Source organism: Streptomyces sp. JLBT605, assembly GCF_058215555.1.
Genome location: NZ_CM177087.1, coordinates 560,862 through 574,187, shown reverse-complemented (window position 1 = coordinate 574,187; position 13,326 = coordinate 560,862). Strand labels below are relative to the sequence as shown.

The window sequence follows — 13,326 nt, the reverse complement described above, 5'->3', positions numbered from 1 at the left end:
CTCCTGGCCCCGGTCCCACCGGCGCGCCCCCAGGAGACCGCGACGGCGACCCGCCAGACACCGGCCCCGGCGGCCTCGCCCGCCCCAGCTCCCACGAGACCGCCGACCGTCCTCGAACGTCTGCTCCTGGCAGGCCAGAACCAGGTGGGCAACGCGGCAGTGGCGGACGCGGCGGCCCATGCGGGCGCAGTCATGGCGCTGCCCGTGGCCGTGCTCCCGGCGGCGAAACCGAAGAGCGTTCATCCCTCCTGAGACGGGGACCCGGCCACCCTCCGGATCAACTCCGCCAGCAGTTCGACCGATTCCCGCGCCTGCTCCACCTCGCTGCGGTCGACCGACCCGGCGCCCCGGTTCGACGGGAGGCTCGCTTCCTCCTCCAGGCTGCGGAGGTGGTCGGCGTGCGCGTCGTACAAGGCTGCGAGCATGGTCCCCCCGCATCGCACCGGCTCCGCGTGACGGAGCTCGACGTCGGGGTAGACCGACATGGCGAGGCAGTAGACCGTGGAGCGGCCCGCCCGCAGCTCCTCGAGCCGGTAGCAGACGACACGGTCATCCTCCGCCGGATCGTGCGCCGGAATCTGAAACAGCGGCATCAGATCGGGGTCACGGGCCAGCAGCAGCAGTTCGACGTCAGCCATCTCGTCGGGGGTGTCGGCCGGGCCACCCCGTCGGGGCGGTACGGCCAGCTGCCAGGGCTGGTTGGTGAAGTAGGCCAGCAGGTACCGAACCCGTGACCCGGCCTCGGTGAGGGCGAAGAACTCCTCGGGAAGGCCGACGCCGTAGCACTCCCGCACCACCTCGCGCGAGCCGAGACCGCTCTCGTACAGCGCCTGCGCCAGCCGTGCCATCGACGCGTAGTCGCCGCGCGACGCCTCGTTCCGCAGCCGGTTGACGGTCTCCGGTGTCACTGCGGCTGTTCTCCCCGTCCCGGTGCGTCTCTCATCGCCTCGTCCAGGGCCGTGCCGATGCTCTCCCAGAACTGGCGCATCTGGGGTGCGGTCATCGCCGTGACGATCTCCCGCGTCACGGCATGTGCCCGTTCGACGATCTGCTTGGTCTGCTCGTCGCCCCGCTGCTCGGCGCCGCGGGTGAGCCGGCCGACGGTCTCCGCGAGTCGTCGCAGGTGCGCCTGGACGGGGCCGCTGCTCGTGCTCAGCCCGGGGTTGTCGGCCATGAGCATGGCGATGTCCTCGACATGGGGGAACACCGTTTTCTCCAGCTTCTTCCGGATGCTGGGAAGCATCCCGGGATTGGCGTAGAAGAACTCCCTGGTCAGGGTACGGGCACTGGCGTAGGACTGCGACTGGATGATGATCGCGTACATGCGGTGCGCGACGCGGATGGCCTTCTCCTCGCCGCCCTTGACCCGCATCACGCCACGATCGGCGCGGTGGACGGCCGCCGGCTGCACCGTCAGGCCCCGGTCGTCGTCCTTCGGCTCCGGGCTGGTGGTGGTGGAGGCCTCGGGGGTGTAGGCGACGGTGAAGTCCCGGCCGAAGAGCTCCATGAACTGGACCCGCAGGTGGCGTCCTTCCGCACTGCCCACTCCGTAGAGCCCGCCCTGGATCTGGCGCAGGGCATCGATGCGGCTGTTCTGGAAGAGGCCGTCGGGCCGGCGGCGGTCCCACGCCTTGATGAGCATGTTCGGCTCGGTCGGGTAGAGCATCTGCGGGAACCGCTTGGAGATGGCCACCCGGATCGCCCGATCCAGTTCGTTGGCGAGCAGCGTGAGCTGCTTGGGGCGCTGGTCGCCCTCCGGGCTCCAGTCGAAGCCCTTGAAGTGGTAGCCGCCGATCGTGATCTGCGGATGGCTCTCCATCGCGTCCAGGATCTGCTTGTACGCCGCGATGACACCCGTGGTCTCGGAGACCGCGGCCGCGGTGTCGGCGTCCTGGCCCAGGATGTGGACCTGGTCGTTCGCGTGCGACAGGATGGCGGCCGCCTCGCGGGTGTACGAGGAGTTCATCACCTGCTCGCGGAAGAGGCCGTAGGGGAGCGCGCCCTTGTCGCGCAGGCCCTTTTCGTGCTCTTCGGCGATCCGCTTCTCGTCGGCCGTTTTCAGCTCCCGGTACTTCTTGCGCACTTCCGCCATGGGGACTTCATGACCGTCCTTGTGCAGCCACCTCGGTGTCCAGATGAAGCCGAACACGGCCATGATGAGCTTGAGCGGCCGCTTGACGGTGTCGATGGCCTCGTTGAGGACCTTGCTGTCGTTCTTCTGGTCGAGGTGCTCGAATGTGTTGACGCCGATCACGACGGCGGTGCTCACCGCCCCGAAGTGCTTGGTCTCGGGGTGCTTCCACGCGTCGTGGAGATAGCGGGCGGCCATGCCCGGGTTCTTCTTGACCTCGCCCGGGATCGCCGCGATGTTGACGACGAAGCCGGTCCGCTTGTCGCGCCCCGCCATGGGGAGGTTCTTGATCTCGTTGAGCTGGTCGGCCACCTTCCCATGCTTCCTGATCTTGAAATGCCCCTCCGCTGAGCCGATCTTGTAGGGGAACTTCTCCCCCAGGTCCTCGATCGGGGTCTCCGCGTCCGGGTTGATGGACACCTTGATGCGGTGCTTGTCGCCGGCCACCTTCTTGAGCTGGATGCGCGTGAGGCGGTGGCGCCGCTTGATGGCCGGAAGCCCGGCCCGTACGGATTTCACCGTCGCCGACTCCTCGTTGAGCAGCCGCGTCGCGTCGCGCACGGCGGCGTCCAAGGCGCGCCTCTTGGCCTGCTCGGAGCGCTTGTCCGGCCGCTTCCTCTTCGGGTCGCGCCGCGGCTTCGGCCTGCGCCGGTCCGGACGTCGCCGCTGGTCCGGACGCCTGCGGCGGCGCGGCCTGTCCGGCCGCTTGCGGCCCGGGCGGTCCTTGCGCGGCTTCTTCTTCTCGAACCCGGACTTGATCCTGGCCCAGAGTTTCCTCACCAGCCCCACGATCTTGTCGATCACCCAGTCCACCGCCCGGTTCACGGGCTTGGCCATCGCCTGGACGATGCCCTTGACCTTGGCGGCGATGCCGCCGACGCCCAGGATCGCGGCGAGGACGCCGAGCAGGACGGGGATCGAGCCGGCCAGGGCGCGCTCGATCATCGCCGGCACGCCCCCGCTGCCGCCGCGCGCGATGGCGATGACCGCGTCCAGCACCGCGTTCACGAACTCGAAGATCTGCCGGGCCTGGGTGACGACGAACCGGACGATGTCGATGATCAGCTTCACGGCGCGGACGAACGCGGACGCCGGGTTGAGCAGCGAGATCACCCACATGATCCCGGCCACCACGATTGTCGGGGTGACGTACGCGATCACCTTGTCGAGCAGGTCCTTGCGCAGGTCGCCCACGCGCGTCCTGAGGTCGTCCCACATCCCGGCGACGCCCCGCTTGCGGACCTCCGCGACCAGCGGCACCGCCGACTCGGCCTGGCTGATCGCCGGCTCCATCCCCGGGGCCTTGCGGACGATCCGGGAGCGGATGTTCTGCCAGGTCAGCCCGAGCAGGCTCGCCAGCATCCGCAGGACGCCCTGCGTGTCGAACCGCGCCGGCATCTCGATGCCCGCCTCGGCCGTCTTCCCCAGCAGCCAGGACATGATGCCCTGTTGCAGATGGCGGCCGATGTTCTGGAGGAACTGCCGCAGACCGGCGCCGACGGCGAAGACCAGGTTGCGCAGGAACCCGATCGGGTCCTTGAGGATCAGCAGGACCGCCTGGGCGGCCTTGGCGAGGACCGCCAGCAGCAGCCGCTTCAGTTCCAGGATCGTGTTGATCACGGACTTGACCGCGTCCACGGCCTTGGCGACCAGCCCCTTGTTCTTCTCCTTCTCCGTGGCGATCTCGTCGTCGACGGACTTGAGCGCCTCGGTGTACTTGGTGGCCAGGGTGTCGACGAGCTGGGTGCCCTTGTCGTCCACGGTCTGCGTGAGCGCGTCGAACTTGTCGGTGAACTCGGCCGCCGCCTGCTGCCCGATGGTCCGCAGCTCGGCAGGGAGCCTGCGCACCGCGTCCCGCAGCTCGGCCCGGCCCTGGGCGATGCGCCGCTTGGCCCGGTTCAGCTCCGCGCCGATGGTGTCGGCGACCTCGGAGATCACCTGCCGCATCCGGCGTACGTAATGGTCGCGGGCTTCCTCGAAGATCTTGTCGGCCTCGGCCGGCAGCCCGGCGAACGCGTCCCGCAGCCAGCGCATCTTGCCCATCGCGCCCTTGTAACGGCGGTCCTTGTACTCGTCCATCTTCCGACGGTGCTCGGCGGTGAACGCCTCCCGAGCCGCCTTCTCGCCCCGGCTGAACTGGTCGTCGACGAGCTTGTCGAGGCCCTCCAGGATCCCCTCCACGTCCTTCTTCATCGTGTCGAAGACGCCCTGCAGGACCGCCGTGACCTGCGCCCGCTTCTCCTCGTCCCGGCTCTTGGTACCGGTCTTGCCCATGTCGACCTGCTGCCCGGTGCGCACCCGCTGGGCGCCCATCGCGTTCATCGCGGCGGTGCCCAGCCGCCTGGCCTGCGCGGTGGACGAGCGCAGCTCGGCCGCCTCGTGCTTGCGCAGCCGCCCGGGGGCCGTGTCGGAGTGCCGTTCGGCGGCCTTCTTCTCGCCCAGCGCCTGGTTGAACGTGGGCTCGTTGGACTTGCGCAGCTGCGCCTCGGTGACCTGGGCGTCCGTCATCCGCTGGTTGACCTCGGCGGGTCCCGCCGACATGTCGGTGGCCGACGGCGGCAGTCTGTCCGGCACGGCCTGCGCGGGGTTCGGCGCGCCCGGCGTGCCAGGAGGCCGGTCCGCGCCCATCGGTACGACCTTCTTGGGCACGGCCGCCGATGTGTCCGGTGCGGCGGCGGTCGTCGTGGCGATCTGCTCGGCCGAGTCCGACCTTCCCTCGCCGACCTTGCCGTGCACCTCCGCGCGGACCTCGTCGGCCTTGCCGGAGTCGGCGAACTTGTCCGCCTCGTCGAGGTTCTTCGGCGCCTTGTCCGCGATCGCCTTCTCGACCGCCTTGATGAACGCGTCCTTGTCGAACTCCTTGGGCTGGGCCTCGTTCATCTTCTCGGCGTTGGCGGTCTTGCCCTGCGCCTCCTCGTCGTCCTTGGGGGGCAGCGCGGCGTCCTGTGCCGCCACCGCCTCCGCGCGCGGTGGCGGGTGCGAGGCGGCCAGCGCCCGCTTCTTGCGCCGTACGTCCTTCTTCAACGAGGCGAACTTCGGGTCCGCGTCCGGGCCCGGCCGGGCCTTCACTTCCTGTCCGGCGCCGTGGACCGCGGGAGCCTCCGCCTCCGCGCCCTGCGCCGGTGGGGCGACGGCGGTCGCCGCCCGGGCGGCACCCTCCTCGCGGCGGCCGGCCGCGGCGACGGCGCCGTTGCCGACCATGTCCTGGGCGGCGGGCGCCGGCCGCCCAGGGAAGGGCGGAGCCGTCACCGGCCCGCCCCCGCCCACCAGGACCGGCCCGCCCCCGCCCACCAGGGCGGCCGTCACCACCGCGTTGGACGTGGCCGTCGGCGGTGCGGAACCGCTCGTCTCCGGCCGCTGCTTCGTCGGCGCGGAGACCGCTGTCGAGACCGCCGGCCGCACCGCGAGAGCCTTCGGCGCCGGCATCGGACGGAATCCCTCCCCCAGCGTCTCGGTGGCGACCAGAGCTCGGTGCCTCAGGGACACCCCGACGCAGTGTGCCGACCCGGGCGTGACGGGACCGTCACCTCCGTATCCCCCGAAGCGTCTCCGCGCACCGGATGTGGTTGTCGTCGCGGATGAGGGCCGGGGCGGTCGCTCGGGTCGCCGCCGGCGGGGGAGCTGCTTACGGTGTGGGCGGAGGTCTGGTCGTTGTACGCCATCGAGGTCCGGGGGCTGCGCAAGGAGTACCGGCACGGCCGCGGTCGCCGGATCGCGGCGGTCGACGGGCTGGACCTGCGTGTGCCACCGGTGGGGTGTTCGGGTTCCTGGGGCCGAACGGCTCGGGCAAGACGACCACGATCCGGTGCCTGCTCGGACTGGCGCGTCCGACGGCGGGCTCGTGCCGGGTGCTGGGCGCGGATTCCGCCAGCGAGTACGCGCGGGTTCAGGGCCGGATCGTGAGCAGTCCGAGCGGCCCGAGCGGCCCGGGGACGACCACGAGTCCGGGGACGACCATGAGGGAGGGCGTGAGGCGTGGGGCGGCTGCTGTGGGTGGAGCCGCGGCCGCTGGCAGCGCGCCGCCTGGTCGGCCGACCCGGCCGAGCGCGACCGCCTGTGCCGCAAGGTCACCCCCGCCCTCGACCCGGACTTCCACCTGCGCCAGCTCGACCAGGTCTACCGCACCACCGGCCCGCTGCTGATCGCCGGCTCCTTCGTCATCGGCGCCTCCTCCATCGGCGCCGACTGGCACGCCGGACTCATGCCGACCGTGCTGACCTGGGAAGGCCGTCGACGCCGCGTCTTCGCCGCCCGCCTGACGGCGCGCTCACCGGCGCCGCGTTCGTCACCGCGGTGCTCTGGCAGGCCGTACTCGCCGCCACCCTCCTGCCAGGCACCTTCGCCGCGGACCGGCCTGGCCGCCGTCCTCTTCCGACGCCGGGACGTCGGCTGACGAGGGCGCGCCGCGGTAGCGGCGGTCATGCCGTGCGTCGTGCAGGCCGAACGCCGGACCGCCTTCCCCGGCTCTTCGGTCAGAACCAGTGCAGGCAGTGCGGGGGGCGGTCGGTGCGGAAGAGGGCGTCGGCGAGGGCGGCCGCGCCTGGGTGGTGGGCCCGGATGTGTCCGGCACGTACGAGCCTGCTCGGGGCGGTGCCGCCGAGGTAGACCGAGCCCAGATCGCGCACGTCCAGGGACAGGTCGGGCTCCCGGTCCGTCGGGACGCAGTCGGCCTTGCCGTCCCGGACGGTCAGCAGGTAGCGGCCGTGTTCGCCGAGGAACGGGTCGTCGACGTCGAGGACGAGCTCGCCGTCGCTGAACCAGCCGCGCGCGGTCAGGGCGCGCGGGACGTCCAGCAGCCGCACCCAGAGCCAGTCGGTGTCGTCGCTCACCTGGCCGGCGCGGAAGTCGGCGAGCTGCCAGCGCAGCGGGTGATCGGCCGGGAAGTGCCTGAACACGGCCTGAGTGATCAGGTCGTGTCCGAGTACGAACCGGACCAGGGCCATGGAGACGGCGTCGTCGGTGGCGATGGTCTCGTCGACCTTCAGGGTGCCGGACTCGACCGAGTAGCTGGCGTACCCGTCCGGGACGCCGTCGGCGTCACGGTGGACGGCGACGTAGCGCGGCGCCGGAGAGATCGGGGGCTGCCCCGCGCCCAAGGCCCACCAGCGGTGGGGCCGGGACAGCGCGCCGGGCTGGGCGCGGCGGTACCGGTCGTAGACCTCTTCCAGGATCGCGCCGCACTCGGCGCGCCGCAGCAGCTCGACCGAGCCGGTGTCCGAGCCGGTGTCCGAGCCGGTCGCTGCGGCGTCGGCCGTTCCGCGCGCCCGGGGGACGGCGAGAGCGGCCTGGTGGCGCGGCACCGTCAGCCGTTGGGTGTAGGTCGCCGGTCCGTAGCCGAACCTGCCGTAGATCGGCGCCTGGGAGGCCAGCAGTACGGAGAGGAACTCCCCTCGGGCCCGCAGCTCGGTGAGCTGATGCCGCATCATCGTGCTGAGTACGCCCTGGCGTCGGTGCGAGGGCAGGACACCGACGAAGCTCACCCCGGCCGCCGGGACGAGGATCTCACCGGGCAGGGTGAGCTCGAAGGAGTAGGCACCGGCGGTGCCGACGGGCCGCCCGTCCGCCGTCATGGCGAGCAGGTTGCGGTCCATTTCCAGCGCCGACCACCAGACCCCGCCGCCACCCTCGGCCGGGGTCTCCGGGAAGCGCCCGAACGCGCCGTGAAGTGTGTCGACGAAGACCTCGAGATCCTTGTCGGTGGTGGGACGGATCTCCATTGCTGCCGCTGCCTCCCCGGAATGCCGGCACCACGATTCATGGTGCCCCGCCACAGTGCAGCGGTGACCCGTGGCCCGGTCAAACGAATTACGGCAGGGGAACAGCTCGACCGCGTCGGGGCCGAGGCAGCCCTGATGGCCCTGGCCCCCACGCGTGCCCAGCAGTCGGGACCGTACGGATCAGTCGCACCGGCCGCACAGGTGTCCGGGCCGCAACGCGGACCGAGAGCTGGGCAACACCGGCACAGGCGCCCACCGGCCGCGGTGCGCCCGGCGCGGCGGCGGACCGTACGGCGACTGCCAGGCCGGCCGGTCGGCTCGACCCGAGCCGCCCACGTCGCGGCGGTGTGCGGCCGGGTTTTGGAGCAGTTCGGCCGGCAGGCCGCGGCCGTGCGGCAGGTTCAGGAGCCCGGAGGCGCACCCATGGCAATGGCGGAGAAGGATCGGCAGGCAGGTGGGCATGACCACCCAGTTTTCGGACACAGAGATACACCGGTTCCAGTGAGATAACCGCAGCGAAAAGGGGCGCGGCGCATATGTGCGACGCGCGACGGATCAGCGCTCGGGGGGTCTCACTTGGTGTACAACGGCACGTCCTTGACAGGGTGGTTGCGGGCGGGAGGATGCTAACGGCACACGGGAGTGCGGCTCCACTGATTTCCCCGCTGGGCGGCGAAGCCGCAGGGAACCGCGCGCTGAGTGCGGGCACCGGCGGGGATGCGGGTCGTCAGGGCCGTAGGAGTCAGTTCCCTTCGGTTTCGAAGGTGCGCAGCAGATCGGCGGCGACGCTCACGGCAATGGTCGCGGGTTCCTTGCCGGTGATGTCGGCCAGTCCGATCGGGGTCTTGATCCGGCGAATAGTGGCCTCGTCGTGGCCGCCCTCGGTGGTGAGGCGTTTGCGGAACCGCGCCCACTTGGCCGCCGAGCCGATCAGCCCGATGGAGCCGAGGTGGGTGGTGCGCAAGGCGGCGTCGCACAGAGCGGCGTCCTCGGCGTGATCATGAGTCATGATCAGGATGTGGGTGCCGCGCGGCAACTGGGCCAGCACCTCCTCGGGCAGCAACGGCGTGTGATGCACGTGCACCTGCGCCACCGCGTCCGCCAGCACGTCGAGCCGTTCCTTGGTGAGGATGTCGGAGCGGCTGTCGATCAGGTGGAGGTCGAGGTCCTGACGGGCCAGGACGCGCGCCAGTTCCAGCCCGACGTGCCCGACGCCGAAGATCGCCACCGCCCGTACCACCGGCAGCGGTTCGAGCAGCACCGAGACCGTGCCGCCGCAGCACTGCACGCCGTGTTGGTTGGTCACCTTGTCGTTCAGGGCGAAATCGATCAGCTCCGGCTCCGGCTTGGACGCGGCGATCATCTCCCGGGCCCGATCGATCGCGACGGCCTCGACGTTGCCGCCACCGATCGAGCCCCATGTCTCGGTCTGCCCCACCACGAGTTTCGCACCGGCGTCGCGCGGGGCATGGCCGCGCACGGTCGCGACGGTCACCAGCACGCCGGACTCCCGGCGTGCTCGCAACCGTGCGACCGCGGCGACCCACGTCATGTCAGGCACCGCTCAACGCTTCTGTGGCGGCCCGGACCTCGCCGTTGACGGCGGATCCATCGGTGGCGTGACCGTTCTCGGAGGCGGCGCTCCGGCGGGACTCCTGGATCGCCCAGTACACCGCCTCCGGCGTCGCGGGCGAGGCCAGATCGACGCTGACCCCGCTCGGCCCGAACGCGGCGGCGGCCTGCCGCAACGCCTCTCGCACCGAGAACGCCAGCATCAGCGGAGGCTCACCCACCGCCTTGGAACCGTAGACCGCCCCCTCTTCTGCGGCGTTCTCCAGGAGCGTGACGTTGAACTCCTCGGGCATCTCCGAGAAGCTCGGCAGCTTGTAGGTGCTCGCGGCCTGGGTCAGCAGCCGGCCGCGGTTCGGCCCGGCGCTGGTGTCCCAGCGCAGATCCTCCAGCGTCAGCCAGCCCGCGCCCTGCACGAAACCACCCTCGACCTGGCCGATGTCGATCATCGGGGAGAGGCTGTCGCCGACATCGTGCACGATGTCGACCCGCCGGATGCGGTACGCGCCGGTGAAGCCGTCCACCTCCACCTCGGTCGCGGCGGCGCCATGGGCGAAGTACTTGAACGGAGAGCCCCTGAACGACTTCGCGTCCCAGTGCAGACCTTCGGTGCGGTAGAAGCCGGCCGCCGACAACTGGACACGCTGGAAGTACGCGGTGCGCACCAGGTCGTCCCAGGCCAGCTCCTTGTCGCTGCCCAGGGCGCGCGCGACGCCCTCGACGATGCGCACGTCCGAGCCGTTCGCGCCCAGCTGGGTGGCGGCCACCTGAAGCAGCCGCTCGCGCAGTTGCTCGCAGGCGTTCTTCACCGCCCCGCCGTTGAGATCCGCCCCGGAACTGGCGGCGGTGGCGGAGGTGTTGGGCACCTTGTCGGTTCGCGTCGGGGCGAGGCGGACCTTGTGCAGCGGGATGCCCAGCGTGGTCGCGGCCACCTGCAGCATCTTGGTGTGCAGGCCCTGGCCCATCTCGGTGCCGCCGTGGTTGATCAGGACCGAGCCGTCCTTGTAGATCAGCACCAGCGCGCCGCCCTGGTTGAAGGCGGTGAGGTTGAACGAGATGCCGAACTTGATGCCGGTTATGGCGAGAGCCCGCTTGGTGTGCGGGTGCGCGGCGTTGAACGCGGCGATCTCGCGCTTGCGGTCGGCGATGCCGGCGTCGTTCCGCACCTGCTGCCAGACGGTGGAGATCCGTTCGGCCTGCGTGACCGGCTGTCCGTACGGCGTCGTCTGGCCCTGGCCCGGCTGGTAGAAGTTGCGCTCCCGCAGCTCCATGGGGTCCAGGCCGAGCCGCGGCGCGACGCGGCCCAGGATGTCCTCGATCACCAGCATCCCCTGCGGTCCGCCGAAGCCGCGGAAGGCGGTGTTGGAGACCGTGTTGGTCTTGGCGACGCGACCGGCGACGCGCGCGTTGGGGATCCAGTAGGTGTTGTCGATGTGGCACAGCGCGCGGGAGAGCACCGGCTCGGACAGGTCCAGGCTCCAGCCGCCGTCCGCCGTCAGGGTGGCGTCGAGAGCCTGGATGCGGCCGTCGGCGTCGAAGCCGATTTTCCACGTGGCGTGGAATCCGTGGCGCTTGCCGGACATGGTCATGTCCTGAGTCCGGTTGAACCGGAACCGGACCGGCCGACCGGTCAGCTTGGCGCCGAGCGCGGCGATGGCCGCGAACCCGTGCGGCTGCATCTCCTTGCCGCCGAAGCCGCCGCCCATCCGCAGACACTGCACGGTCACCTCGTGGGCGGGCACGCCCAGCACGTGGGAGACGATCTCCTGGGTCTCCGAAGGGTGTTGGGTGCTGCTCTGGATGAACACCTGCCCGTTCTCGTCGACCTGGGCCAGCGCCGCGTGCGTCTCCAGGTAGAAGTGCTCCTGACCGGAGAACTGGAACTCGCCGGTGAACACGTGAGCGGAGTCGGCGAAGCCGGCGTCGATGTCGCCGTGCACCATCAAGGGCCGAGGGCCGTGGAAACTCTCGGCCGCGATCGCGTCCTGCAAGGTGATCAGGGACGGCAGTTCGTCGAGCTCCACCTCGACGGCCGCGGCCCCGAGCCGGGCCGCCTCCACGGTCTCACCGAGTACCCAGGCGACCGCGTGGCCGTGGAACATGACCTCGTCGGGGAAGAGCGGCTCGTCGTGCTTCATCCCGGCGTCGTTGACACCGGGCACGTCGGCCCCGGTCAGCACGCGGACCACGCCGGGCACGGCGAGCGCGGGCTCGGTCCGCAGCGCGGTGATCCGGCCGCGGGCCTTCATGACCTGGACCGGGTACACGTGCAGCACGTCCTTGGTGCGATGCACCAGGTCGTCGGTGTAGAGCGCGGTGCCGGTGACGTGCTGGAAGGCGCTTTCGTGCGGCATCGAGACGCCGACGACGGGCTTCTCGGGGCGCTCGGACAGATGACTCATGACGACACCGCCTCGGTGGTCTGGGCGTGCAGCTTCAGCAGGCTCTGGCCGAGCATCGCGGAGCGGTAGAGAGAGCTGGCGCGATGATCGTCCATCGGCGTGCCCTCGCCCCGCAGCACCCGCGCCGCGGCCTCGACAGTCTCCGCCGACCACACCTTGCCCTCCAGGGCCGCCTCGGTGGCGAGGGCGCGGATCGGGGTGGCGGCCACACCGCCCAGGCCGATGCGTGCCTTGCGGACGACCCCGTCCTCGATGTCGAGCGCGAAAGCGACGGCCACGCTGGAGATGTCGTCGAAGCGCCGCTTGGCGATCTTGTGGAAGGCCACGGTCGGCGACAACGGCAGCGGAACGCGCACCGCGCGGATCAGCTCACCAGGACGGCGCACGCTCTGCCGGTAGCCGGTGAAGTAGTCCGCCAGCGGAACCTCGCGCTCACCGTCGGCGTCGGCCAGGACCAGCGACGCCTCCAGCGCGAGCAGCACCGGCGGGCTGTCACCGATGGGGGAGCCGGTACCCAGGTTGCCGCCGAGGGTCGCACCGTTGCGGATGAGCCGCGACGCGAACTGCGGGAACAGCTCGGCGAGCAGCGGGACTTCACCGTCGAGGCGACGCTCGATCTCGGTGAGCGTCAGTGCCGCGCCGATCTCGATGTGATCGGATTCGACTCGCAGCTCCCGCAATTCGGGCAGCCGGTCGACGGCGACCACGCAATCCGCCCGGCGGGAACGGATGTTCACTTCCACACCCCAGTCGGTGGAGCCGGCGACCACCACCGCGTCGGGCCGCTCGCGCAGCAGCTCCAGCGTCTCGGCCAGGGTGCTCTTCCGCCAGAACGCGCTGTCGTCCCTTGCGTATTCGGTGGCAACCGGCGGGGGCGGGGACTGCTCGCGACGCCGCGCGAGCGGGTCCTCATCGGTGGGCGTACCAACGGCGAACGCGGCATCGCGAATCGGGCGGTAGCCGGTGCAGCGGCACAGGTTTCCGCTCAGCGCGTGCAGATCGAAGCCGTTCGGACCGTGCTCGGCATCGGTGCCCTCAGCCGGGTCCGCGTGCGCGCAGCGGTCGGGCCGGTAGTACTCGGCGGCCATGCTGCAGACGAAACCCGGCGTGCAGTAGCCGCACTGGGATCCGCCGCGGACCGCCATCTCCTCCTGCACCGGGTGCAGGGTGGGCGGCATGCCCGGCTCACCGGCGGTGGCGAGACCCTCGGAGGTGATGATCTCCTGACCGTCGAGCGCCGCGACCGGGACCAGACAGGCGTTGACCGCCACCCAGTCGGTGGGCTTGTTCACCCCCGGACGGGCCACCAGAACCGAACAGGCGCCGCACTCACCCTCGGCGCAGCCCTCCTTCGTGCCGGTGAGCCCGCGCTCGCGCAGAAATTCCAGCACGGTGGTGTGCGGCGCAGCCGGTGAAATCGGTGCTACTTCCCCATTGACCGTGATCCGCGCCGCTACCATGACAGGCCTTCGTTTCGGTGCGCGATCGGTCGATTCATTATGTTCGC

General features: G+C 70.7%; 7 protein-coding genes. 1 reads left to right on the top strand and 6 read right to left on the bottom strand.

Annotation, left to right across the window (positions count from 1 at the left end):
* Window positions 1-239 precede the first annotated feature (239 nt).
* Together AC4BDD_RS02745 and AC4BDD_RS02740 are read right to left on the bottom strand one after the other, a co-directional pair.
* Window positions 240-908, bottom strand: coding sequence for a hypothetical protein (locus AC4BDD_RS02745; protein ID WP_490689354.1), 669 nt, complete (start codon window positions 906-908; stop codon window positions 240-242).
* The gene (locus AC4BDD_RS02740) at window positions 905-5,557 is read right to left on the bottom strand and encodes a phage tail protein (protein WP_490689353.1); all 4,653 of its coding nucleotides are present in this window, start codon (window positions 5,555-5,557) and stop codon (window positions 905-907) included. Before AC4BDD_RS02740 ends, AC4BDD_RS02745 begins: the two co-directional genes overlap by 4 nt.
* Before the next feature lie 134 nt (window positions 5,558-5,691).
* Between AC4BDD_RS02740 and AC4BDD_RS02735 the strand changes: the two genes are divergently transcribed.
* Window positions 5,692-6,273, top strand: a complete 582-nt coding sequence (locus tag AC4BDD_RS02735; protein WP_490689352.1) for an ATP-binding cassette domain-containing protein — start codon at window positions 5,692-5,694, stop codon at window positions 6,271-6,273.
* Between the two features lie 330 nt (window positions 6,274-6,603).
* On the opposite strand, the gene AC4BDD_RS02730 is transcribed toward AC4BDD_RS02735, so the two are convergent.
* The 4 genes from AC4BDD_RS02730 to AC4BDD_RS02715 all read right to left on the bottom strand — a co-directional run bounded on the left by AC4BDD_RS02730 (window position 6,604) and on the right by AC4BDD_RS02715 (window position 13,279).
* Window positions 6,604-7,848: a GNAT family N-acetyltransferase gene (locus AC4BDD_RS02730; RefSeq protein WP_490689351.1), complete on the bottom strand. Its 1,245-nt coding sequence runs from the start codon at window positions 7,846-7,848 to the stop codon at window positions 6,604-6,606.
* Between the two features lie 742 nt (window positions 7,849-8,590).
* Entirely contained in the window at window positions 8,591-9,400 is an 810-nt protein-coding gene (gene xdhC, locus AC4BDD_RS02725) for a xanthine dehydrogenase accessory protein XdhC (protein ID WP_490689350.1), read from the bottom strand.
* 1 nt (window position 9,401) lies between these two features.
* Window positions 9,402-11,819, bottom strand: a complete 2,418-nt coding sequence (gene xdhB / locus AC4BDD_RS02720; RefSeq protein WP_490689349.1) for a xanthine dehydrogenase molybdopterin binding subunit — start codon at window positions 11,817-11,819, stop codon at window positions 9,402-9,404.
* Window positions 11,816-13,279: a xanthine dehydrogenase small subunit gene (locus tag AC4BDD_RS02715; RefSeq protein WP_490689348.1), complete on the bottom strand. Its 1,464-nt coding sequence runs from the start codon at window positions 13,277-13,279 to the stop codon at window positions 11,816-11,818. The genes xdhB and AC4BDD_RS02715 overlap by 4 nt, the downstream gene beginning before the upstream one ends.
* Window positions 13,280-13,326 lie beyond the last annotated feature (47 nt).

What these genes read in the sequence shown, in the direction of transcription:
- AC4BDD_RS02740 (WP_490689353.1), bottom strand. Translation starts at nt 5,557, where the DNA reads ATGCCGGCGCCGAAGGCTCTCGCGGTGCGGCCGGCGGTCTCGACAGCG.
- xdhC (WP_490689350.1), bottom strand. Translation starts at nt 9,400, where the DNA reads ATGACGTGGGTCGCCGCGGTCGCACGGTTGCGAGCACGCCGGGAGTCC.
- xdhB (WP_490689349.1), bottom strand. Translation starts at nt 11,819, where the DNA reads ATGAGTCATCTGTCCGAGCGCCCCGAGAAGCCCGTCGTCGGCGTCTCG.
- AC4BDD_RS02735 (WP_490689352.1), top strand. Translation starts at nt 5,692, where the DNA reads ATGTGGTTGTCGTCGCGGATGAGGGCCGGGGCGGTCGCTCGGGTCGCC.
- AC4BDD_RS02715 (WP_490689348.1), bottom strand. Translation starts at nt 13,279, where the DNA reads ATGGTAGCGGCGCGGATCACGGTCAATGGGGAAGTAGCACCGATTTCA.
- AC4BDD_RS02730 (WP_490689351.1), bottom strand. Translation starts at nt 7,848, where the DNA reads ATGGAGATCCGTCCCACCACCGACAAGGATCTCGAGGTCTTCGTCGAC.